This is a genomic window from Streptomyces sp. GESEQ-35, from assembly GCF_017948485.1.
GTDB lineage: Bacteria > Actinomycetota > Actinomycetes > Streptomycetales > Streptomycetaceae > Streptomyces.
The window spans coordinates 17363-39651 of record NZ_JAFFSX010000018.1; the positions used below are offsets into that span (position 1 = coordinate 17363).

A 22289-nucleotide genomic window follows, 5' to 3' on the forward strand; every position below is an offset into this window, starting at 1 on the left:
AGTCGCGGCTGCGGCGCCGTCGTGGCTTGTCGCGCAGTTCCCCGCGCCCCTATCGGGGCGACCCAGTGGACGAGCGTTTGGAAGATCCGTCTCTTCGGCGGTCCCTTGCTCTCTTCCTTGCCTTTCTTCATGAGCAGGATGATCCCGTCGCCTGTTACTCGCTGCTCGCCCGGGATGCCGTCGATCAGGTCGAGGCCTACGACGGGCCTGTTGCCGGGCGTACCGTCGTCGATGTCGGCGGTGGCAGTGGGTACTTCACCGAGGAGTTCCGGCGGCGCGGTGCGCAGGCGTTTCTCTTCGAGCCCGACGTGGCGGAGTTGGGCGAGAAGCCTCCCGACTCAACTGTGATGGCGGACGGTTATCTGCTGCCGCTGTACGACGGGGTCGCGGACGTCGCGTTCTCCTCGAATGTGCTCGAGCACGTGGCCGATCCGCAGACGTTCCTGAGTGAGCTGGTGCGGGTGACGCGGCCCGGTGGGCTGATCTATGTGTCGTTCACCAACTGGCTGTCCCCGTGGGGCGGTCACGAGTGGGCGCCCTGGCACTACTTCGGCGCGGAGCGGGCCCGCGCCCGCTACCGGCGCCGTACCGGGAAGCCCGCCAAGCACACCCTCGGCGAGAACCTGTTCGCCGTGCACATCGGCTCCACCCTGCGGCAGGTCCGTGCCCGGGACGACGTCACGGTCGTCTCGGCGCGCTCCCGCTACTGGCCGTTCCTCGCGGAAACCGTCGTAAGAGTGCCGGGCATCCGTGAGGTCGCCACCTGGAACCTTCTCCTCGTCCTCCGGCGGTGTCCCACATGACGACCACGGTCCAGGCTCCCCCTCCGGCAGCCGTCCCCACCACCACGACCGCGTCGGGCCCGCCGCACGGCCCCCGGTCGCGGCGCTGGCTGCTGGGGTTCTGGGCCGTGGTTCTCGTGCTGCTGCTCGCGGTGCACCCCGGGCGGCAGACCTTCGACACCAAGCTCGGCGTGACCGTCGATCCCGGTCAGTTCCTCGCCGATCTGGGCCAGTTGTGGCACGACCGGGGTTCCTTCGGCGGGATCTCGGACCAGTACGTCGGCTATCTGTGGCCGATGCTGCCGTACTACTGGCTGTGCGATCTGGTGCAGTTGCCGGTGTGGCTGGCGGAGCGGCTGTGGCTGTCGCTGATCGTGTCCGTCGCCTTCTGGGGCGCGCTGCGGCTGGCCGAGCGGCTGCGGATCGGCAGCGGCGGCTCCCGGCTGCTTGCGGCGGCCGCGTACGCGCTGTGGCCGACCTTCACCATCGTCGTCGGCTCCACCTCGGCGGCCGCGCTGCCCGGCGCCTTTCTCCCCTGGGTGCTGCTGCCGCTGACGAACGAGCGGTACACGGCCCGGGTCGCCGCCCTCCGCTCCGTGCTGATCATCCCCTTCATGGGCGGCGTCAACGCGGCCGCGACACTCGCGTCCCTGCTGCCGGTCGGCCTCTACCTCCTCTCCCGCCCGTCCGGACCACGGCAGCGCAAGCTGATCGCCTGGTGGGTGCCCGGCGTGATCCTGGCGACCGCCTGGTGGTGGATCCCGCTGCTGCTGCTCGGCTTCTACGGCGAGAACTTCCTTCCGTACGTGGAGACTTCGCAGACCACGACGGACACGATGGCGGCGACGGAGGCGCTGCGCGGCGCCGGGAACTGGGTCGCCTATCTGCACTTCGGTGAGGCCTGGCTGCCCGCCGGCTGGACCGTCGTGGCCTCGGTCGTCGTGATCGTCTGCTCGGCGCTCGCCGCCGGACTCGGCCTCGCGGGACTGGCCCGGCGTGACCTGCCGGAGCGGCGCTGGCTGGTGCTGACCGTCGTGACGGTGGCGCTGATCATGCTCGCCGGGTACGGCGGAGCGTTCGGGGCGCCCTTCCACGGGGTGGTGCAGGACTGGCTGAACGGCGGGCTCGCCCCCTTCCGCAACATCTACAAGTTCCAGCCGGGCCTCGCCCTCGCGCTCGTCCTCGGTCTGGCCCATCTGGTGGGCGTGGCCGCCGAGCCGCGCGGCGCCCGCCCGGTCCGCGGCCGCCGTCTCGCGCCGCTCATCGCGGCGGTTCTGGTGCTGCCGGGGCTGCTGTGGCCGTACCTCAACGGCTCGATCCTGAACCCGGGCTCCTTCCAGGAGATCCCCAAGTACTGGACGGCAACGGCCGATTGGCTGGAGGAGTATTCGCCCGACTCGCGTGCCCTGGTCGTCCCGGCCACCGCCCACGGCATCCACACCTGGGGCTCGACGATCGACCAGCCCCTCGACGTCGTAGCCGAATCCCGTTGGGCTCAAAGGGATTACGTCCCGATGGGCACCCCCGGCAACCGGCGCGCAATGGACGCCGTGGAGCAGGCGCTGATGTCCGGCGCCGAAGTCCCGGGCCTCGCCGACTACTTGAGCCGCTCCGGCATCCACTACGTCGTCGTCCGCAACGACCTCGACCCAGACCAGATCGGCTATGTACCGACCACCACGGTCAAACGCACCCTGGAACAGTCCGGCTATACCCGGGTGAAGGGCCTGGGCCCGGTCGTGACGGGCGGCCGGATCGCCGAGGACACCCCGCTCGCGATCGAGGGCATCTACCCGAGGCAGCGGTCGGTGGAGATCTACCAGCCGCCGGCGGACGAGGGTGTGCCGCGCCCCGGGCAGGCCGCTCTGCTGCCGGTGGCCGACACGGCCGCGGTCTCCGGCGGCCCCGAGGCGCTGTTGCCGCTGGCGTCCGAACTCCGGGGCCGGGCAACCGTGTTGACCGGTGACAACCACCCCGGGGTCGGCACCCCGTCCGTGCAGGTGGTCGGCGACGGACTGCGCCGCGCGGACACCCGGTTCGGGCTGGTCAACTCGGGCACCTCGTACACGTACACCCGCGACGAACGCAACGCGCCGGACGCCGCCCAGGACGCCGGTGAGCAACCCCACCAGATCCTGCCGACCGAGGGCCTCGCCCACCAGACGGTCGCCGAACTGCGCGGCGCCCGCTCGGTCACGGCCTCTTCGTACGGCAACTGGCTGTTCCACCTCCCGCAGTACGACCCGGTGAACGCCTTCGACGGCAATCCCGACACCGCCTGGGCGGAGGGCGCGGCGGGCTCGGCGGACGGGCAGTGGCTGCGGATCGGGTTCACGGAGTCGTACGACATGCCGTCGTCGTTCAAGGTGACGCCGTTGCCGCAGGACAGTGTGCGGTCGGCGGCGACACGAGTGCGGGTGGAGACGGAGAAGGGGGTGCGGACCAGCGTCCTGCGCCCCGACGGAATGACGCAGACCATCAAGGCGCCCGCGGGCGGGACGAGTTGGCTGCGGCTGACGATCGTCGACTCCGTGGCGCGGCACACGGGTCTGACCGGCGCGGGCTTCTCCGAGATCTCCCTGCCGGACGTGCAGGTCACGCGCATGCTGCGGCTGCCGACGGACGCGGAGAACGCGAGCGCCGCCACGGAGATCGTCTCGCTGCACCGCACGGCCGACCCCACCGGCCTCTCCGCGACGGGCACGGAGGCGGGCCTGCACCGCCGCTTCTCCACGGGCACGGCGGGGACATACGAGGTGACGGCGAGCGCGGTGCCGGTGCCGGGCGAGGAACTCGACCGGCTGCTGTACCAGGTCGCCCCCGAGCAGCAGAACCGCATCGTGGCCACCGCCGACTCGACGGCACGGCTCGGCGCGGGCCTGTCCGCGCGCAACCTCACCGACGGCGACCTCACCACGGCCTGGATCGCGGGCGACCGCCCCACGATCCACCTCCGCTGGAACGGCGACCAGCCCGTCGGCGAACTGGTCCTGGCCCCCGCGGGCGGCCTGTCCACCCGCCCCACCGAGGTGCAGATCAGCTCCCCGGACGGCGCGGCCCTCGCCGGCGTCGACGAGAACGGCTGGGTCCGCTTCCCGCCGATCACCACGGACCGCCTGGACATCACGGTCACGGCGACGGCCCCGCTGACCCTCCACAACCCGGTCGTCGACGAGGACCTGCGACTGCCAGTCGGCCTGACGGAGGCGTACGTCCCGGCCCTCGACGCCTACCGCACTCCGCAACCGGCGGCCACCCGGCCCTTCTCGCTCCCCTGCGGACAGGGACCGGTGCTGGCGGTCGACGGGGAGCTCTACGAGACGAGCGTGCGCGGGACGGTACGGGACCTCACGGAACGGCGACCCGTGCAGGTGACGCTCTGTCAGGAACGGCGTGCGGACGCCGAGTTGCAGCTGACCTCCGGCACGCACCGGGTCGAGGGCGGGGACGCCGGGCCGCTGGCGCTGACCGACGTGACGCTGACGCGCGGCGGCGCGCTCACGGAGCCCACGTCGGCCGACCGCAACCTCCGGATCCGGGACTGGCTGGGCGACCAGCGCCAGGTGACGGTGGGGTCGGGTGCGGCCACGTACCTGACGACGTACGAGAACTACAACGACGGCTGGAAGGCGACGCTGAACGGCAAGGAACTGTCCGCATTGCGCCTCGACGGCTGGCAGCAGGGCTGGCGGATCCCGGCCGGGGCGGGCGGCACGGTCAAGCTGTCGTACGAACCGGCGACGACGTACGACGCCGCGCTGATCGGCAGCGGGGTCGCGGTGGCGGCCCTGCTGTGTCTGGTGTTGTGGCGCAGGCGCGCGCCGAACCCCGACGAACCGCAGCCGGTGCCCCCGCCGCCCGGCCTGTGGCTCGGCACGGTGGCGCTGACGCTGGTGGGCGTGGTGATCGCCGGCTGGTTCGCGCTGCTGGTGCCCGCGCTGGCACTACTGGCCTACCGACGGCACGCGCTCCTCGTCCCGATCGCGTTCGCCGCCCTCGCGGGGGCGGGGATCGCGGCGGCGGTGGGAGCCGGGGAGCCGGCGGGCGCGGAGGAGGGAGCCTTCGGTCCTGCGGCTCAACTCCTGGCGTTGATCGGGTTGTTCGCGGGGCTGGTGAGCATGCGGGAGCGGGACTCGGTGGCGGTACCGCCACCGGCCGCGGGGCCGCCCACTTCGGAAGCCCCGACGCAGCAGCTGCCGCAACGGCAACGGGGCGCGAGCCCTCTCGGAGCCGAGCCGGCGCCGCCTGCCCGCCCGGACTCCGGCCCGACCGTCTCGGCGCGGGGCCCCGGCGGCCCGGCACCCGATCCGCCCACCGTGCGCTTCCCGTTCCGCAAGCCGAAGTTCAGGGTGGCACCCCAGGACGACCCGAGGGGGGACCGCGCATGACCACGCTGGAGCACCGCGCCGAAGGCCCCGTACGGCCTCCCGAGCGCATCCCGTTCCCGGTGGTGGACGAGATCGCCCGCCACTGCCTCCAGGAGGAGGAACCGGAGACCGTCCACATCGAGGTCCACCTCCCCGGCCACCTCGACCCCGACCGCCTCCGCGCCGCCTTCGACGAGGCCCTGCACCGCCACCCCCGCATCCTCATGCGGGAGGCGGCGGGGCGGTGGTACCGGCGACGGTACGAGTGGGAACTGACGGCGGATCCGGATGTGGACGTGGTGACATTCCTGCCGCCGGGCCCGGATGCGTTACGGGACGCACGGACGCGTGCGCTTGTCGAGGCCCCGCCACTGTCGACCTCGCCGCCGATACGGCTGGAGGTGGTGGAGGGGGCGGGGCCGGTGGAGGGGAGCGAGGCGAGCGATGCTGTCGGCACAACGGCCGCAGCTGCGGGCAACGGTGTCCATCCAACCGCCGCCGCAGCGGGCGGCCGCGCTGGCCAGGGCGGCGCCCATCAAACCGCCGCAGCTGCGGGCAGTCGTGCCGCTGGGGCGGCACGGGTGGGCGCAGCGGCACCCGGCAAGCGCCGGCAAGTGACCCCACCCGCCCCCAGCAGCAAAGCCAGTCACAGCACAGGCACGGTGCTGTTCCTGACCATCAACCACACGGCCCTGGACGGCCCAGCCTGCCTCCGAGTCCTGGCCACCGCCGCAGAGCTGTACGGCGGCAAGGACAACTCACCGGCAAGCGCACCCATCCGTCCGACGGAAACCCCACCGCAGCCCGAAGAAACCCCCTCCAACTGGTCACCCCCCGCGCGGGTAGCGCCCGGCACCCCCGAACCCTCCCCCGGCAACGGCATGCTCGTCACCGAACTCCCCCTCCCTCACCGCCCCAAAGGCTCCCCCTACACCGTGAACGACCAGCTCATGGTCACCACGGCCCTGATGATCACCCACTGGAACAGAGAGCACGGCGAACACCCCCGCCCCCTCCGCATCACGATGCCCGTGGACGACCGCCCCAGGGACACGACCATGCCGATAGGCAACGGCACCCGCCTGGTCGAAGTCCCCTTCACTCCGGACGAGTTGACCCCGGCGGACATGCCCGCGCTCCTGAGCCGTACCGCAACCCGAACCCGCGCCCTCAAGTCCCTCCCCCGCCCCCAACTGGGCCACGGAGCCACGCTCCTCACCGCCCCTGTCACCCCCGTGTCCTGGCGCGCCGCCCTCACCAGAACCCTCCGCCGGACGGCCGCCCCCTGGACCTCGACCACGCTCCTCAGCAACATCGGCCGCATCCCGTACGCCCTGGACTTCGGCGAGGAGGCAGGCCGCGCGCACGCGGTCTGGTTCTCGGCGCCGGCGAGGGTGCCCCGCGGCCTCACCGTCACCACCGCCTCCACGAACGGCCGCCTGCACCTGGCCCTGCGCTGGTCCCGCGCCCTGCTCAGCCATGGCGACGGCGCCCACCTGCGCGACCTGTTCGAGCACTATCTGCACACCACGGAGGTGGCCCCATGACGACGACCACCCCACCCCGCACCGAGCTGCGCGACTTCTACGAGAACCCGGCGGTCCCCGTCGCCTCCGGCACCCCCCGCACCCTCCGCCAGGCCCGCCTCCTGGCCACCGCCCTCGGCCCCGCGACGCCGACCGGACCCACCCGCACGATCCTCGACATCGGCTGCGGCGACGGAACAGCGGCCGCCACCACCGCCCCCTTCCTCCCCGGTCACCGCATCATCGGCGTCGACTGGTCCCAGGACGCCCTGAAACGCGCCCGCGCCCGAATCCCGTACACACTCCGCGCCGAACTCAACTGCCTCCCCTTCAGGGACGGTTCAGCCGACGCCGTGCTGTTCAGCGAAGTGATCGAGCACCTCGTCGACCCGGACGCCGCCCTGGACGAGATCCGCCGGGTGCTGCGCCCGGGCGGCCATCTGATGCTGTCCACCCCGAACCTGGCCGCCTGGTACAACCGCGCCCTCCTCCTCGCGGGCGTCCAGCCGGTCTTCTCGGAGGTCAGCCTGCGCGCGATCCACGGCCGGCCGGGACGGGAAGTCGTAGGGCATCTGCGGCTCTACACGGCCCGCGCCCTCCGCGAGTACGTCACCGCGGCAGGCTTCGACGTCGTACGACTCAAAGGGGCCCCCTTCCACGGCGTACCGCGTCCCCTGCGACCGCTCGACCGGCTCGCCTGCTCCAGAGCACCGCTCGCCTCGATCCTGCTCCTGCACGCGCGAAGGACGTAGCCGATGTGGTGGGGAGTGGCCGCGGCCCTGTTGGCGAACGTCCTGTACAGCACCGGATTCGTCCTGGAGAAGCGGGCGCTCGCGGCCCTGCCCCAGGTCACCGTGCGCGAACCCGCGAAGCTCCTGCGGCTCGTCCTCGGCAGCCCGCTGTGGATCGGCGGATCGCTGTCCCTCGCCGCCGGTTTCGCCGCGCAGCTCGTCGTCTACCGCACGCTCCCGATCGCCGCCGCGCAGGGCATCTTCGTCTCCGGCCTGGTACTGCTCGTGCTGCTGTCGGCCCGGCTGCTGGGCGAGGAGACCACCGGCCGCGAGCGGTACGCGCTCGGCGCGATCCTCGCCGCGCTGCTGATGGTCGTGCTGTCCCTGCGGGGGGACGGCGAGGACACAGTCACCGTGGGCAGCGAGGCACCGTACCCGCTGATCCTCCTCGTCTGCGTGCCCTCGCTCGCCGCCGGCGTCTGGCTGTACGGCTCCGCCGAGCGCCGCGCCCGCCACCGGCACCGGCTGCCGACGACCGGCGTCGAGTACGGCGTGGCGGTGGGCGTGCTGTACGGCGTCAGCTCGCTGGCCATCAAAGGCGTCTCCAACTACCTGACGGCAGGCGGGATCAGCGAGGCGGTCCTCGATCTCCTCCGCTCCCCGTATCCGTATCTCCTGCTGTTCACCGGCGCGTTCGGGCTGGTCATGTCGCAGGCGGCACTCCAGCGCTGCCGGGCCTCGCTGATCGTGCCGGTGTGTACGACGGTGACCTGTCTGTACACGGCGGTGCTCGGCACGCTGTCGTTCGGCGAGGCGCTGCCGCAGGAGCCGTTGCGCCTGGCACTGCGGCTCGCGGGCACGGCGCTGGCGATCACCGTACTGCTGGCCATGCCCAAGCACGACCGGCAGGCAGCCGCCCAACCCCCCGTCGCCGCCAAGGAGTTGACACCACCGTGAAACCCGACGACCCCCTGCTCCAGATCCTGGCGTGCCCGCTCGACAAGGGCTCGCTGCACCTGGTCACGGCCGATGACGACGAGGAGGTGCTGTACAACCCACGCCTGCGCCGCCGTTACCCGATCGTCGACGGCATCCCGCAGCTGCTGCCGTCGTCCGGTGAGCAGGTCACGGACGACGAACACGAGGAACTCCTCGAACTCCTCAAACGGATGGCCCCATGACGCCCACCGCTCCCAGAACCCTTGCCGCCCGCATCGCGCCCCTTCTCCCGACCCGTCTCGTCGCGGCCGCCGCCCGGGCCGTGTACCCGCGCTTCGAACCGGAGTTGGCCCGGCTCGGTGAGCTGTGCCCGCCGGACTGCGGTACGGCGGTGGACATAGGCGGCTGGTACGGCCCCTGGACGCACCGCCTGGCGGGCCGCGCCCGCGAGGTCGTGACGGTGGAACCGGTCCCCCACCTGGCCCGTCTCCTCGCCGACGGGACCCCGCCGAACGTCCGCGTGATCCGCGCCGCCGCCTCCGACCGCCCCGGCACGGCCCGTCTGTGGCTCCCGGCGGACGACGCGGGCGACCGGGGAGTGTCCTCTCTCATCCGCCGCGACATCCACGCCCGTGCGCTGGACGTCGGGTGCGTGGCCCTCGACGACCTGGGCTTACGGAACGTCGACTTCATCAAGATCGACGTGGACGGCGGCGAACTGGCGGTGCTGCGCGGGGCGACGGGCATCCTGTCCCGCGACCGCCCGGCCCTCTTCGTCGAGCTGGAGTCCCGCATCCAGCCGATCGCCAGGGTGGTCACGTACCTCTCCCTCCTCCGCTACGACGGCTGGGTCCTGCCCGGCGACACCTGGGTCCCGCTGGCCTCCTTCCCCCTGGAGGCCCACCAGGCAGAGGCTGCCCACGTGGTCTCTCAAGGCCTACTCCCCCGCGTCCTCCCCTTCCGTCCCCGCCCCCGCTACGTCAACTCGGTCCTCTTCCTCCCGGACGGCCGCCGTCCGGCCGGTCGCGTGGTGAGCGACGATGGTGGGCATGCCGTCCGCAACGCGCCCCCCAGGCCCCTTTACCCCCCTCGACTTCCAGCTGGTCCTCCTGCGCCGCATGGCCGACCACAATCCGGACCTGGTGGCGGACGCACGGACTGAACTGGGCGCCTCCATCGCGGACATGCGCGAGGCGAACAAGCGTTGGCAGGCGATGCTGCACTCCCCGCGGTCCCGTGCGGCAGCCTCCCGCTACCGCTCGATCCTGGGCGCCCCCGAGTCATCCGTCATGCGCACCATCGGCGACCTGAAGTGCGAGGCCTTGCAGTGGCCGCTCCCCCTCTGGCCCGACCTCCGCTTCGAGGTCCTCGTCGCCCCGAACGGAGCGGTGTGGAACGAGTGGCTGGTCCGCGCCCCGGGCGCCAAGGGCCCCACCCTCCGAACCCTGGAAGACCTCACCCCCTGGTCCTGCACGGTCGACGAGGCGGCCCACGCCTTCCCCCCGGCCCGCCCACTGGAGGGGTCGGCTCCGACCCGGTGGGGGTTGGCGTTCACGGCGCCGGATGAGGAGGGGAGGACGCGGAAGGTCGTTGCCGAGTTCACTTGGGGGTTGTTGCAGCGGACGGCGGTCGGCGACGGGCTCTGAACGAGTGCAGGTTGGTCACGGCGAGGGTTTGCTCCGCGTCGTATGCCTCGAAGGTGCTGATGCGCTGGAAGCCAAGGCGGGCGGCGAGCTTGAGCGAACGCTCGTTGGTTGTCTGGGTCACGACCAGGACCGGCTGGTCGGGCAGTTCGTCGGCAGCGGCACGCAACGCGGCCGTGGCGGCCTCGAACGCCAGCCCCGCGCCCCAGGCGTTGTGTCGTAGCAGATACGTCAGTTCCAGTTCCCCACCCTCCTCGGTGACGTGCCCGGGAAGGTCGGCGGAGCGCCGGTCGAGCACGAGCGTTCCGATGAGCCGGTCGGTCGTCTTGTCGGCGATGACGAACGTACCGGGCTTGTTGGTCACGTTGCTTGTGCCGACCGCGTCGAAATACTGCTCGACAGCGCTCCGGGGTCTCGGTCCGCCGAGGTACATCCGGACCTGTGGATCGGTCAGAAGCTCGATGATCCCGTCGCGGTCGGTGTCGTGGGCCTTGCGCAGCCGGAGTCGGTCCGAGGTGATCACTGTGGCGGACAGCGTAGACGAGGACTTCATGGGACCCATCCTGGCCGGAGCCCGGACCCCTTCTTGTCAAGCCAGCCAGAGGAGAGACAGCCAATCCCCAGAAACCCCACATATCGCAGCCGGTGATCCGCCACGATGCCTCAATGAACGAACACGGATTCCTGGAGAGCACCAAGCAGTTCGCCCTCTACCTGTCCGAGCTCCAGAACACCCTTGACTCCGAGTCGTACGACCTTCTGCTGCGCATCCTCAAGGGCACGAACGACGCACTGGTCCACCGCAACACCGACATCGACATCGCCCTCTCCCCACGCGAACAGGAACTGTTCACCCCCGAGTTCGGCAGGCAGCTGCAGCAACTCCTGACCCTCCTGGGCCCACTCGGCGCACACACGTTCGTCGACTTCGACACCCCGACGGACACGGAACCCACTCAGGGAGACACCGAGCGGGAACAACTCCGCCGCGAGGTCGAGGCGATCGCCAGGGTCAGCGGACTTGAACCGTAGCCGCACGGCTTCTGTCCCGGCACGAGGTGTAGGCACGAAGCTTCGGGATCAGCTGAGGACCTTGCCCACCTCATAGATCGTGGGCCTGTCCTCGGGAGCTGGGCTGAGCATCGCGTCGATCAACTTGCCCAGCTCACCAGGCGCCTTCACGGGCCGACGACGACCGCTTGCCACGGCCTCTCGCTGCACCGGGCGCGGCGCGTCGTCTGGATACTCGACGGCCCGCCAGCCCGTGGCCGAGATCAGGAGCGAGGCGCCGAGTGCGTAGATGTCGGCTTCCTGCGTTGGCTCCGCTTCCCCGGTGGCGAGCACGTTGCGCGCGATCTCCGGCGCTTCGTAGTGGACGAGGCAGCCGCGGAATGGGAAGTCGTACCCCTCGGGCACGTGGCCGCCCCGGGCAAGGGCAAGGTCGATGAGATGTGTCCGCTCCGGCCCGATGATGAAGTGGGCGGGCTGTACATCGCCATGTGCCCAGCCTTTGGCGTGGAGTTCGGCCAACGCTTCGACACAACCCAGCGCCACGCTGGTGTGCGGTGCGATGGACGAGCCCTTCTGTCGGCAGGGCTGCCACAACGCGTACAGGTCCGGCCCTTCACGCCAGGGCTGGAAGTTCCACGTCCCGCGCTCCCACTCGCCGTACGCGAAGTCACCGAAGCCGAGGCGATGCAGCACAGCCCCCTCGCGTGCGGGCGCGAGTGCGGTCCAGGGCTGAGCGGGCCAGTCGACCGTGGCCTCGATCGGATAGCCGACCTTCACGGCGTAGTGGCCCCGGGGGCTCTGCACGTCCCAGACCGTGGAGCCCCGACGGTTGATGACCAGGTGTTGAGCCGTGGGCATGAGCGCGTCGAGCACGACGATGGGCAGTTCAGGGGGTGAGCCGGACAACGTCTCTTCTCCTTCCCGGCGAGCGCGGCCGACCACAGATCGAGGTCGACCGCGTCGCTGTTGTCGTGTGCGCTACGTCTGACCGTACGGTCGGCCGCAGTCCGAGTCGCGCTGCCCGAGGTTCGTGCCGTCCACGGTCCACAGGTCATCGAAGACCATGAACCCGGCCGCCTTCATGGTGCGTGCCGAGACGGCGACCATTTCCGGGTCTCGGGAGCCACCGCCCGGCTTCGGATTGTGGTCGAGGAAACGGCCGGCGTACTCGTAGCACAGCGCGGCGTAGTCCTTCGTGTGCAGGATGAGTGCATGCAGGCCGAGGTCCACGTCGTCCGACGGGACCATGGGGACGGAGGCGGTGGCCGCGGTGACCACGAAGGCAACCGCCTGGTCCGCGATTCGCTCGGCACGCTCGGGCGATTGCCCGTTGTGCGCGACCACGAAGTGGGCGAGGCTCTCGAACAACTCCTCACCAGCTAGCGCGCGACCGGTCTTCTGATCGTTCGCCGTTGCCGTTATGTGCAATCTCCTTCGCTGAGGCGGTACGTGGGACCTGCCGCCCGCGCGGATCTCCGAGTTCACGGACGATCAGGTGGCGGGCTTGGATAGCCGCCCCGAACGGGGGCGGGGAGTTGGGGAATTGGCGCCCTCGGGGCGGCCGGTTTAGTGGCTGATGCCGAGGAACATGCCGATCGCCAGGCCGTACGATCCACTGATGGCGATGTTGAGCAGGCCCCCCGCGTATCGGCCGACGCCACACATCACAGCCCGACCTGGCTGTTGCCGTTCTTGACGGCCAGACGCGCACTCAGTTCTTCCCGAGCGCTGAGCGCGACGACGTTGTCCGGCACGGCGTCCCACTCCACGCCGCCACGGATTGGCCTTATCTGCACACGTCCGCCGGCCTCATCCATGACGACGCCAATACGTCCCCTGGCCCGGTCCTTCGCCAGTTCACCGATACCTGGCCTGGTCTGTTGGTTACTCGCCATGAACAGGAGCATCGCGATCCGGGAGCCGTCTCCAAAAGGTCAGGTTGATTACCCAACGTGGGTAACATCGCGGCAAGTAGAGAGTCCGCGACGTTGCGTAGCCCTCGCACTGTGGGAGCTTGCCCATGCCCGACGCCGACCGGCCGCAGGAACTACCCGCCAGGTTGCTCACCGATCCCGAGATGATCAACGCGTGTCGAGTACGGGACTTCGCCAGAGTCTTCCGACTGGTGAAGACCCGGGCGGGCATCTACCCTTCGATGATCGCCAGACGATGCGATCTGACGCCCAGCCGAGTCGGCGAAGTGATCGCTGGGCAACGCCAGTTACTCCACATGGACGTGATCGAGCGCATCGCGGACGGCTTGCGGATCCCCGGACACATGCTCGGGCTTGCCCGCCGGTCTTGGGAGACGCCTGAGGCCATTGCCGTCGCCGAACGCGAAGTACCGCAAGTGCCGGAGCCCGAGCAGCAGACCCCTGCGTCTCTGCCGGGTCCCGATGTCGACAGCATTTTGGCCTTGGCCACCCGAACGAACCTCAGCGCAGCGACACTTGAAGCCTTCCGCTCCGCCATCGAGGACTATTGGCGACGGGACGACCAGCACGGCGGCGAGGCTCTGAGGCCGGCCACCGTCCATCCAGAACGGCCTCTACGGAATCGCCGCCGAACTGGCACGCCTCACCGGCTGGACGTACTTCGACGCCCGCCAGTACAACCAAGCCCGCGCGTACTTCACCGAGGCACTGCAACTGGCCAAGGAAATCGACGACCGCCAGTTCATGGCCAACGTCCTGGCCTGCATGAGTTTGCAAGCGACCTACCAGGACAAGCCCGCGGATTCCCTGGCACTCGTGACCGCCGCCCAGGACCAGGCCCGCTCAGCCTTCGGCACCACTTCGCGCGTCCTGTCCATGCTGTCCATGCGTGAAGCCTTCGCTCACGCCACCCTCGGGAACCGGGACTCCACTCACCGGGCGATCGGGGAAGCGCACGGCCACTTCGAGGAGATCCGCGCGATCGATCCGGACCCCTCATGGGTGTCCTACTTCGACGAGCCGAAGCTCATCGTGGACACAGGCATTGCTCATGGTCGACTGGGCGAAGCAACGACCGCAGAGCCTTTGATCGCGGATGCTCTGCGACGGGAGAACCAGACCAACCAGCGCGGCCGGGCGTTTCACTCGTTCTGGCTGGCTCGCACGCAACTGGACCAGGGCAAGCTTGACCAGGCGTGTCATACCGCCACCCAAGCGCTGGTGCCCGCGTCGGCAGTGGCCTCCGAGCGAGTGTCAGGCCATCTCCGGGAGTTCTACGACCAGTTGGCCCCACACAGGCATGAGCCCGTAGCCCTGGCCTTCGAGGCGCGGCTACGGGAACTCCTCCCACCGGTCAGCGGATCGCTTCGTCCATGAGCAGGTAGAGAAGACCCACGAGCGACCCACTGCTCACGACCTCGCGGCGGTCGATCATTCCCCGCACCTCCGAGAGCGGGATCCACTCGATGCGGTCGGACTCGTTCTTCTCCGTGGGCGGACCGGTGTAAGTGGCGCCATCGATGCGGAAGACGTGGTGCTGCGAGTCGGTGATCCCGTTGGCGGGCTCGGCGTAGATGAGGGGTTTGATGGGGCCAGGACGCCAGCCGGTCTCTTCCAGGACTTCGCGGGCCACAGCCTCTTCGGGGGTCTCGCCCTCCTCGACCAGACCCATGGGCAACTCCCAGGCCCACGAGTCCGTGATGAAGCGATGCCGCCACATCATCAGGACCTCTTGACGATCATTGACCACGGCGGCCACGGCCAAGTGGCGGAGGCGCACGACGTGGTACTCCCACCTGCGCCCGTCCGGCTGTTGGACGTCGACGAGACACAGATTCACCCACTTGTTGGTGTAGATCTGTCGCTCACCGTGGGTCTTCCACTCCATACCTGCGGCCCCTCTCGATCGGCCTCCAGGATCTCAGACCGATCCGGCGGTGGGCGCACGTTCGGCCCTTTTCGCGTCACCTTGACGAGATACCCGACGCGTGACCCTGGATACCAGGGACGTAAACGATGCAACAGGTCTCCTTCCTGCATTTCAGGCAGAGATGCCGGCTCGGGTTTGCGCCGGGATTAGCAAGAAAGATCTTTTGCTGGCTCGAGTTACGGGATAGACGGCGGCACAGAGCGGCGGAGTCTCAATGACCGAGTCAAGCCATCGTTCGACGTACGCTTTGCACTGCTGTACACAAGTCATCGTGGGATGTCTCGCGTCAGAGCCTGAAACCAGGGTTCAACGATTCGCGCATGACAACACGGAGTCGGCGGAACGCGTCGTCGTACGGGACATGGATGGCCCGCCAGTCTGCGGACTCGTCACCCACGACGACGTTGGTCGTGGCTATGGCTACTCGCATAGCCCTCAGCCGGTCGTAGGCCTCGTGCGCAGCGCTGTACACGCTTGGTGGCGCCACCAGGAACAGCTCATATCGTGCTGCCATCACATGGCGTGAGCGAAAAGCTTCGACTACTTCGGCGTTCGCGATGGGTGTCGAACGACTCAGCGCGAGCGCCTGTAGCGCAGCCTCGGTCTCGGTGAGCGCAGTCAGATACCGGACGCACGCCGTGCGTTGCAGTTCTACACGATGGTGCCCTCGCTCTCGCCTGGCGCGAACAGCTTCGACGACCAGTGTCGAGCCCACACCGAGCACGCCGCCACTCAACGTGCTGATCAAGGTCAACCATTCCACTCGGTCAACATACGAGCAGAACACAGTGGCCAACAGGCGCATCCCCAGCGCTTGGGTGGTCAGGCGGCTCTGACGGGGGCGGCGGAGTCTCAATGGGTAACAGGACGTCTCAACTGGTGACTGCACTCATTGGTGCAGGTGATCCAAGAGTCCGTCGGGCATGGGGTAGGGGAGTTCTTGTGGAAGAAGCTGCTGGGCGACTTCCAGGTCGCCGTCCCGCACATGCCCGTGGATCTCGTGCGCGAGGGCGGTTATGTCGGTGATGGAGAGCGTCCACTCATCTGCGTAGCGGTGTGCGGCTTCGCCGACGAGCCCGAGCTGCAGCGAGCGGTAGTGAAGGGGCTGCAGATGCATATCGCGCTCGGGGTCCCATTGAACTCGAGCCGGGGCCCGCTTCAACTGCCGTTTCCAGGTGGCTCGGTCGGAGTGCAGCCCGCGCTCGTAGTGGGACAGACACGCGTGCTGCAGCGCCCACTCGAAGCCTTCGCGGGTGATCTCGACTGCGAGGACGGCTTCCTGACCCTCCTTGGTCCCCCATCCACAGCGGTACATCATCCACAGGAAGGACGGCTTGATCCACGTCATCCGATCTCGCTTCCAGGTCGCCGGGAAGCGGCCCTCCTGGGCTGCGGGCAGGCCGATCTCTGGTTTATATGCCTGGTAGACGATGATCGTGGAGTCGGTGTAGCGGGCGCGGATCTGGTGCTTGAGTTCTGCCACGGTGACAGCGTGCGGAACCTGTTCGATGCGCGCCATCGAATTACCTGAGCATCCGGCCGAGCCTCCGGTAGCAGCTCAGAGCGGCGGCGATGCCGGCGAAGGCCAGGAAGTGTTCCGCCTTGCGCTCGTAGCGGCGGTGCAGTCGTCGGCATCCCGACGACCACGCCACCGTACGTTCGAAGACTCCCTGAACTGACAGCCGTCAGCGAGCAGCCGCCGCCAGGATCGCGTCCCTGACCGGCGGCACCGACCCCGGATGCAGGAACAGGAACAGGTTCGGCTCGACCAGCTCCAGCTCCATCACGCACGGTTCGCCATCGGGGCCGTCCACCAGGTCCACCCGCGCGTACAGCACGTCGTCCCCCTCCGGCACGGCGGCCAACGCCCGCTCTGCGACGGAGAGTTCGGCCGGGGTCGGGGTCCAGGGCTGAAGGTCCGGATGGGCGACCTTGGCGGCGTCGTACGCCGTGCCCGGCGTCAGGACCGCGCCCTTGCGGCTGGCGTGCAGGAAGTGGCCGCCGAAGAACTGGAGGGCGCGCTCACCGCTGACGTCTATGCCGGTCAGATACGGCTGGACCATCGCCGTGAGCCCCTCGGCGTGCATGCGCGCAAGATGACGTACGGCTGTGTCGTGGTCGTCGGGCGTGTAGCGGGCGGCGTAGCGGGCGCCGGCGCCGGAGGTGGGCTTGATGACGTACTCGTGGTCGGCCGGGAGGTCGGCGGTGTCACCGGGGGCGAGATACCGCGTCGGCACGACGGGCACCCCGGCCGCCGCGAGATCCCCGAGGTACCGCTTGTCGGTGTTCCACCGCACGACCTCGACCGGATTCGCCAGCCGCGTGAGCGCCGCGCACTTCTGCGCCCACACCAGGAATTCGTCCGCCCGCCAGCTGTAGTCCCAGGTCGACCGGATGACGGCGAGGTCGTAGGCGGCCCAGTCGGCCTCGGGGTCGTCCCAGTACACGGCCTCCGCCTCGGCACCTGCCTCGCGCAGCGCCCGCAGCAGTACGGGGAGGTCGGCGTCCCTGCTGGGCGCCGGTCGGGGGTCGTAGGTGACGAGGGCGACTCGGGGCACTGCGGGACTCCATTCTCGTACGGCTGTCCGAAGGGTAACCACCGCTCCCGCAACCGCGACAACCCATTTGACCTTCACCTTCGGGGAAGCCCCAGCATCAGTGGCGGAACCGGAGGAGCTCACGGATGGATCGGATGGATCTGTTGACGATCGGCGCCTTCGCCACGGCGTCCCGGCTGACGCCCAAGGCACTGCGGCTGTACGACGAGCTGGACCTGCTGCGGCCCGCGCGCGTCGACCCCGACACCGGCTACCGGTACTACGCGCCAGGCCAGTTGGAGCAGGCGCGGCTGGTGGCGTGGCTGCGGCGGCTGGGGATGCCGTTGGCCCGGATCCGTGCGGTGTGCGGCCTCGAGTCCGCTGCCGCCGCTCGGGAGATCCGTGCCTACTGGGCCGGCGTCGAGGCCGAGACGGCGGCCCGGCGTGATCTCGCCGTGTTCCTCGTCGATCAGCTGTCCGTCGTATCGGACGTATCGGAAAGGGGCATCACCATGCTGGAACTGCGTTACTCCGCCCACTCGGACACCGGGCTCGTACGCCCCGTCAACCAGGACACCGCGTACGCGGGGGCGCGGCTGCTCGCCGTGGCCGACGGCTACGGGCCGGCGGGGGCGCCCGCGAGCAGCGCCGCCGTGCAGGCACTGAAGGTCCTGGACACGGAGGAGGTGCCGGCGGGCAGCGTCCTCAATCTGCTGGAGGATGCGGTGCAGGGGGCGACCGAGGCGGTCCGGGACGTCGCGTCCGGCGGCGAGGAGGCCGGGACCACGCTCACCGCCGTGCTGTGGACGGGCTCTCAGCTGGCCCTGGTCCACATCGGCGACAGCCGCGCGTATCTGCTGCGGGACGGCGGCCTCTTCCGGATCACCCACGACCACACCATGGTCCAGTCGATGATCGACGAGGGCCGGCTCACGCCGGAGGAGGCGGCGTCCCATCCACAGCGGGCGCTGCTGACGAAGGCTCTGGGGAGCGGCACACCGGCGGCCGCTCCGGACCTGCGTCTGTACGAGACCCGCCCCGGTGACCGCTATCTCCTGTGCTCGGACGGCCTGTCGGCGGTCGTTCCCGAGGACCGCGTACGGCAGCTCCTCGTTTCCGTCCCGGATCCGGACGCCGCGGTGCGGGCCCTGGTCGGCGCCGCGAACGACGCGGGAGGCCCGGACAACGTCAGCTGTGTCGTGGCTGACGTCGTCCGGGCCGGGGAGCGGTCGGGGCGGGGCTAGGACGAGTAGAAGTCCCGGGGGCTGCCGCGTCGGTCCCGGGCCCGGGCCAGCAGGCTGCCCGGGTACTCCACCACCCAGTAGCTCACCGTCGCGGTGAGCAGGGCCATGGCCGTGACGATCACGACGGCCAGGGCGAAGCCCGGCCGGGACCCTTCGGAGGGGAGCAGGCCGGTGTCGTAGAGGAAGAGCATGACCGGTTCGTGCCAGATGTAGAGGCTGTAGCTGATCAGGCCGACGGCGGTGAGCCAGCGGGCCCGGAGGGCGCCTTGCCAGCGCGGTTGGACGCTGTTGTGGAGGATGGCGTGCAGCAACACGAACCACAGCACGGCCGCCATCGGGTGGTAGTACGTGCGCCAGAAGCCCTCCGGGCCGGTGGCATGGGCGGTGTACGACAGCCCGTAGAGGGCCGTCGCCGCCGTCGCCGCCAGCACGGTTGCCGTCCGTACGCCCAGTCGTCCGCGGTCCCCCAGGGCGACCAGCAGCACCGCCAGGCCCATGCCGGCCGCGAAGCCGCCGAAGCGGGCCTGCGGGCCGAAGTAGACGGGCCAGTCGGTGTGCGGGATGCCGAGGGTGTAGTGAGCTACGGAGATCCACGCCAACGGGAGAGCGTAGAGGGCCGCGCAGCCCGCCGCGCAGGCCGTGATGCGGGCCCGGCGGGTGGTCAGGCGGCGGCAGGCGCGGATCACCACCGGGCCCAGGGCGATCAGGACCAGGTAGAAGCTGATCTCCAGGGACAGGGACCACGTGGGTCCCAGGGTGTAGAAGATCCGCTCGCGGTCGAAGATGTGCGTGAACGTGAGGTGTTCGAGCAGGTCGCGCCAGTCGCCGGGCAGAGTCGGATTGCGGCTCGCCCAGACGACCAGCACCGCCACCACGTACACCGGCAGGATCCGGATCGCCCGCCGGAACAGGAAGTCCCGGCCCGTGCGGACGGTGCCCTCGCCGTCGATCGCGGCGCGCGCGTACGGGAGCGTGAGCAGGTACGCCGACATCACGAAGAAGAGGTCGATGACCTCCAGGGAGAGCAGTGCGGCCAAGTGGGGGTTCTCTACGGGGGGATGGCCGCCTGTCGCGTCGTACACGTAGTACTGCTGCCAGACGTGGAAGGCGACGGTGCTGAGGGCGGCCAGGCCGCGGACGCCCTGGAGTTCCTGGGTGCGGGTGCGCTTGCGAGTGGGGCGCGCCTCAGTAGGCGGTGCTGTCATTACCGTCATCGGGCCACCGCCTTCGCCACCGCGCGCGGCGTGACCCGCCAACGGCGGTCGCCCAGCAGCTCCTTGAGGTGCGACTCGCGGGCCACCATGTTCTTGAAATGGGTGTAGAAGACGGTGGACACCAGCACGTAGCGCCAGAACCAGCCGCGGCGGACCCGCAGTTCGGGCACGGCGAGCCGCCACGCGAACGCCGCCTGCACCGCGCCGGCCGACACGGTGAACGCGGCGGCGAGCAGGCAGGTGGGCACCGCCCAGTCGATCCGGTCCACACCGCCCGCACGCCACACGGAATGCAGCAGGATCGCCGGGATCTGAAGGGTCAGCCAGGGCTGCACCTCGCGCCAGCCGAGCAGCACGAACAGGCCCGTTTTCTGGCGGGCGGTGAAGGCGTCCGAGCGCAGCGCCCGCCACAGATGCCTGAGCGACACCTGGAGCCAGCCCTGCGCCCAGCGAGAGCGCTGGTTCCACAGCGGGCGCAGGGTCGTCGGCGCCAACTCCCGGGAAATCAGCGTCCGGTCCACGGCGATCCGCGCGCCCTGGGTCAACGCGCGTAGCGTCGAGTCGATGTCCTCGGTCAGCATCGAGCCGTGCATCCGCGTGCGGGCGAGGACATCGGTGCGCCAGAAACCGTTGGAGCCGCCGAAGATGCCGAAGCCGTACATCCGGGCCCGGCCGGGATGGCTGACCGCGTAGATCGCCTCGAACTCGGCCGCGACCTGCCGCGCCACCCAGGAGCCGTCGCCGTTGCGGATCACACAGTGGCCCTGGACGACGTCATAGCCGGCTGACAGCCAGTCCCAGGCATGACGGAAAGCGTCCGGCGCCGGGTGGTGGTCCGCGTCGAAGATCCCGACGAACTCGCCGCGTACCTGGGTGACGGCGGCATTGATGTTCTGCGCCTTGGAGGTGCTGCCCGGCACCTGGAGCAGGACCAGGCGCGGGTCACGGGCGGCGACGGCCCGCAGGGTGTCCTCGACCGGCAGCGGGTGCGGTGTGTTGTACGCGAGGACGATCTCCAGGTCGTTCGGATAGTCGAGGCTCAGGAAAGACTCGACGGTGTCGACGATCGTCGCCGCCTCGTTCGGCAGATACGCGGCGATCACGGCGCTCGCGGGCGGGTACGGCTGCGCGGGCTCGGCGGGTCGCGCCGGCGCGTCGAGCGAGAACAGGCACTCCAGGATGATCAGCGCCGCCGACAGCAGCAACCCGGCCACCACCACCCAGTACACGGCTCCGGCGATGTCCCAGCCGAGCACGTCGTACGCCTGCTCGTAGAGCAGGAAGGGGGCGCCGATGCCGAGCAGCAGGGCGAGCAGGGGGGACGTCGCGAGCAGTACCGGCCGTATACGAGGACGGCGTCCGCGCCGGTGGGTGGTGCTGGCCCGCATCCACGGTTCGTAGCGGACGGGCCGCAGGTCCCGGTGGCGCAGCGCCTCGGCGACCGCGGCGACGGACTGGGCCGTGACATGACCGGCTTCGCCGTTCTGATCGGCCAGCGGGACCCAGCCGACGGCAGGGGTCAGCCGTACGTTCTCGTCGGCGACGACGAACCGGGTGCCCGCCGCGGTGGTCGCGAACTGGTGCAGCCGGCGCCGGGCCGTCTCCTCGTCGAGGGCCGGCATCAGGACGAGCAGCCGCCCGTCCTCGTCCCGGCCGAGCCGGTCGCAGCCGCCGCCGAGCCGCTCGACGACCTGCGCCAGCCGCTCGGCCACCTCCTGCCGGACCCGCGGCCCGAACCGCTCCTCCAGCGTGGCCATTTCGGCGACCTGGACGACGGCGAGGACCCCGGCGCGCCGGCCGGTGACCGGGCGGCGGAGTTCACGGTCGAGTTCGGCGCGGAAGTGGGGCGCGGAGTACAGGCCTGTACGCGGGTCCAGGGCCAGCCGTTCGACGGGGACCGGGACGCGGTTGAGCTTGGCGGTGATGCGCGCGGACAGCTCCACCGGGTCGGACGCGTCCTGTACGCAGTCGTCGGCGCCGTGGCTCAACAGGTCGGCCACAGCGGCCGGTTGGCTGCCGTCGGTGACCATGAGCAGTGGGACGGTCTGTCCCTCGGGGGCGGTACGGATCTCCCGGACGACATCGACGCCCCGGGCGTGCTCGTCGAGCGCGACGATCGCGTCCGGCGGGACCTGGCGGAACTGCCGGTTCACCTCGCCGGGCAGGGCGTGGACGACTTCGTAGCCGGTCGATTCGAGGGTGCGGGTGAGCCGTTCGCGCCTCGGGCCGGGGGTACCGACCGTGAGAACACGTCCGGCCGCCTCCGTCGGAGGGCAGGTCACAGCGTCCCGGGGCGCGGGTGCGCGCCTCAGTTGGGTGTGCATGTATGGGGTCCCATCCTGTTCGGATTGTGGGGGGAGGACCTTATTTGTGGTGTGCGGTATGTGTTGTGCGGTGTGTGTTGTGTGATGGTTGTGCGATCCACCAGCCT

Annotated in this window: 20 protein-coding genes and 2 pseudogenes; 11 read left to right on the forward strand and 11 right to left on the reverse strand. The window is 69.9% G+C overall.

What is annotated here, in order from left to right; all coding sequences use genetic code 11:
- Positions 1-77 precede the first annotated feature (77 nt).
- The 8 genes from KCH87_RS29625 to KCH87_RS29660 are packed head-to-tail and all read left to right on the forward strand — an operon-like array spanning position 78 to position 9991.
- Positions 78-803 carry a bifunctional 2-polyprenyl-6-hydroxyphenol methylase/3-demethylubiquinol 3-O-methyltransferase UbiG gene (locus KCH87_RS29625; protein ID WP_210589369.1) on the forward strand — a complete coding sequence of 242 codons (726 nt, stop codon included), beginning with the start codon at positions 78-80 and terminating at the stop codon, positions 801-803.
- Complete coding sequence (locus KCH87_RS29630) at positions 800-5170, forward strand: alpha-(1->3)-arabinofuranosyltransferase family protein (RefSeq protein ID WP_210589370.1); 4371 nt, start codon at positions 800-802, stop codon at positions 5168-5170. The genes KCH87_RS29625 and KCH87_RS29630 overlap by 4 nt, the downstream gene beginning before the upstream one ends.
- Positions 5167-6696: a condensation protein gene (locus KCH87_RS29635; protein ID WP_210589371.1), complete on the forward strand. Its 1530-nt coding sequence runs from the start codon at positions 5167-5169 to the stop codon at positions 6694-6696. The genes KCH87_RS29630 and KCH87_RS29635 overlap by 4 nt, the downstream gene beginning before the upstream one ends.
- Complete coding sequence (locus KCH87_RS29640; RefSeq protein WP_210589372.1) at positions 6693-7427, forward strand: bifunctional 2-polyprenyl-6-hydroxyphenol methylase/3-demethylubiquinol 3-O-methyltransferase UbiG; 735 nt, start codon at positions 6693-6695, stop codon at positions 7425-7427. Before KCH87_RS29635 ends, KCH87_RS29640 begins: the two co-directional genes overlap by 4 nt.
- A 15-nt stretch (positions 7428-7442) precedes the next feature.
- Positions 7443-8363 (forward strand): hypothetical protein, encoded by a 921-nt coding sequence (locus KCH87_RS29645; protein WP_210589658.1) that lies wholly within the window; start codon positions 7443-7445, stop codon positions 8361-8363.
- The gene (locus tag KCH87_RS29650; protein ID WP_210589373.1) at positions 8360-8587 is read left to right on the forward strand and encodes a Trm112 family protein; all 228 of its coding nucleotides are present in this window, start codon (positions 8360-8362) and stop codon (positions 8585-8587) included. The genes KCH87_RS29645 and KCH87_RS29650 overlap by 4 nt, the downstream gene beginning before the upstream one ends.
- Positions 8584-9507, forward strand: a complete 924-nt coding sequence (locus KCH87_RS29655; RefSeq protein WP_210589374.1) for an FkbM family methyltransferase — start codon at positions 8584-8586, stop codon at positions 9505-9507. Before KCH87_RS29650 ends, KCH87_RS29655 begins: the two co-directional genes overlap by 4 nt.
- A complete protein-coding gene (locus KCH87_RS29660) occupies positions 9395-9991 on the forward strand; it encodes a hypothetical protein (protein WP_210589375.1) in 597 nt (198 codons plus the stop codon). The genes KCH87_RS29655 and KCH87_RS29660 overlap by 113 nt, the downstream gene beginning before the upstream one ends.
- On the opposite strand, the gene KCH87_RS29665 is transcribed toward KCH87_RS29660, so the two are convergent.
- Positions 9945-10541, reverse strand: coding sequence for a GNAT family N-acetyltransferase (locus tag KCH87_RS29665; RefSeq protein ID WP_210589376.1), 597 nt, complete (start codon positions 10539-10541; stop codon positions 9945-9947). The genes KCH87_RS29660 and KCH87_RS29665 overlap by 47 nt on opposite strands.
- A 113-nt stretch (positions 10542-10654) precedes the next feature.
- Between KCH87_RS29665 and KCH87_RS29670 the strand changes: the two genes are divergently transcribed.
- The gene (locus KCH87_RS29670) at positions 10655-11020 is read left to right on the forward strand and encodes a hypothetical protein (protein WP_210589377.1); all 366 of its coding nucleotides are present in this window, start codon (positions 10655-10657) and stop codon (positions 11018-11020) included.
- Between the two features lie 48 nt (positions 11021-11068).
- Here KCH87_RS29670 and KCH87_RS29675 read toward each other — a convergent pair whose 3' ends face one another.
- The 3 genes from KCH87_RS29675 to KCH87_RS29685 all read right to left on the reverse strand — a co-directional run bounded on the left by KCH87_RS29675 (position 11069) and on the right by KCH87_RS29685 (position 12906).
- A complete protein-coding gene (locus KCH87_RS29675) occupies positions 11069-11905 on the reverse strand; it encodes a protein kinase (RefSeq protein WP_210589378.1) in 837 nt (278 codons plus the stop codon).
- 72 nt (positions 11906-11977) lie between these two features.
- Entirely contained in the window at positions 11978-12421 is a 444-nt protein-coding gene (locus KCH87_RS29680; protein ID WP_210589661.1) for a hypothetical protein, read from the reverse strand.
- A 242-nt stretch (positions 12422-12663) separates the two neighbouring features.
- Positions 12664-12906 carry a hypothetical protein gene (locus KCH87_RS29685; protein WP_210589379.1) on the reverse strand — a complete coding sequence of 81 codons (243 nt, stop codon included), beginning with the start codon at positions 12904-12906 and terminating at the stop codon, positions 12664-12666.
- Between the two features lie 113 nt (positions 12907-13019).
- Here KCH87_RS29685 and KCH87_RS29690 point away from each other — a divergent pair.
- A pseudogene (locus KCH87_RS29690) lies at positions 13020-14310 on the forward strand (helix-turn-helix domain-containing protein).
- On the opposite strand, the gene KCH87_RS29695 reads toward KCH87_RS29690, so the two are convergent.
- The 5 genes and pseudogenes from KCH87_RS29695 to KCH87_RS29715 form a co-directional block, all read right to left on the reverse strand.
- The gene (locus KCH87_RS29695) at positions 14288-14821 is read right to left on the reverse strand and encodes an NUDIX hydrolase (protein ID WP_210589380.1); all 534 of its coding nucleotides are present in this window, start codon (positions 14819-14821) and stop codon (positions 14288-14290) included. The pseudogene KCH87_RS29690 and the gene KCH87_RS29695 overlap by 23 nt on opposite strands.
- 328 nt (positions 14822-15149) lie before the next feature.
- Positions 15150-15626 (reverse strand): hypothetical protein, encoded by a 477-nt coding sequence (locus KCH87_RS29700; protein WP_210589381.1) that lies wholly within the window; start codon positions 15624-15626, stop codon positions 15150-15152.
- Between the two features lie 126 nt (positions 15627-15752).
- Positions 15753-16382, reverse strand: a complete 630-nt coding sequence (locus tag KCH87_RS29705) for a DUF4291 domain-containing protein (protein WP_210589382.1) — start codon at positions 16380-16382, stop codon at positions 15753-15755.
- 4 nt (positions 16383-16386) lie between these two features.
- Positions 16387-16530: pseudogene (locus KCH87_RS29710) on the reverse strand (IS5/IS1182 family transposase); the annotation flags it as partial.
- Positions 16531-16548: 18 nt separating this feature from the next.
- Positions 16549-17421: a RimK family alpha-L-glutamate ligase gene (locus tag KCH87_RS29715; RefSeq protein WP_210589383.1), complete on the reverse strand. Its 873-nt coding sequence runs from the start codon at positions 17419-17421 to the stop codon at positions 16549-16551.
- 134 nt (positions 17422-17555) lie between these two features.
- Between KCH87_RS29715 and KCH87_RS29720 the strand changes: the two genes are divergently transcribed.
- Positions 17556-18644, forward strand: coding sequence for a MerR family transcriptional regulator (locus tag KCH87_RS29720; RefSeq protein ID WP_210589663.1), 1089 nt, complete (start codon positions 17556-17558; stop codon positions 18642-18644).
- Here the strand turns inward: KCH87_RS29720 and KCH87_RS29725 are convergent.
- On the reverse strand, positions 18641-19858 hold the full coding sequence (locus tag KCH87_RS29725) for an acyltransferase (RefSeq protein WP_210589384.1): 1218 nt from the start codon (positions 19856-19858) through the stop codon (positions 18641-18643). The genes KCH87_RS29720 and KCH87_RS29725 overlap by 4 nt on opposite strands.
- Positions 19855-22182 (reverse strand): glycosyltransferase, encoded by a 2328-nt coding sequence (locus KCH87_RS29730; RefSeq protein ID WP_210589385.1) that lies wholly within the window; start codon positions 22180-22182, stop codon positions 19855-19857. The genes KCH87_RS29725 and KCH87_RS29730 overlap by 4 nt, the downstream gene beginning before the upstream one ends.
- Positions 22183-22289: the final 107 nt, after the last annotated feature.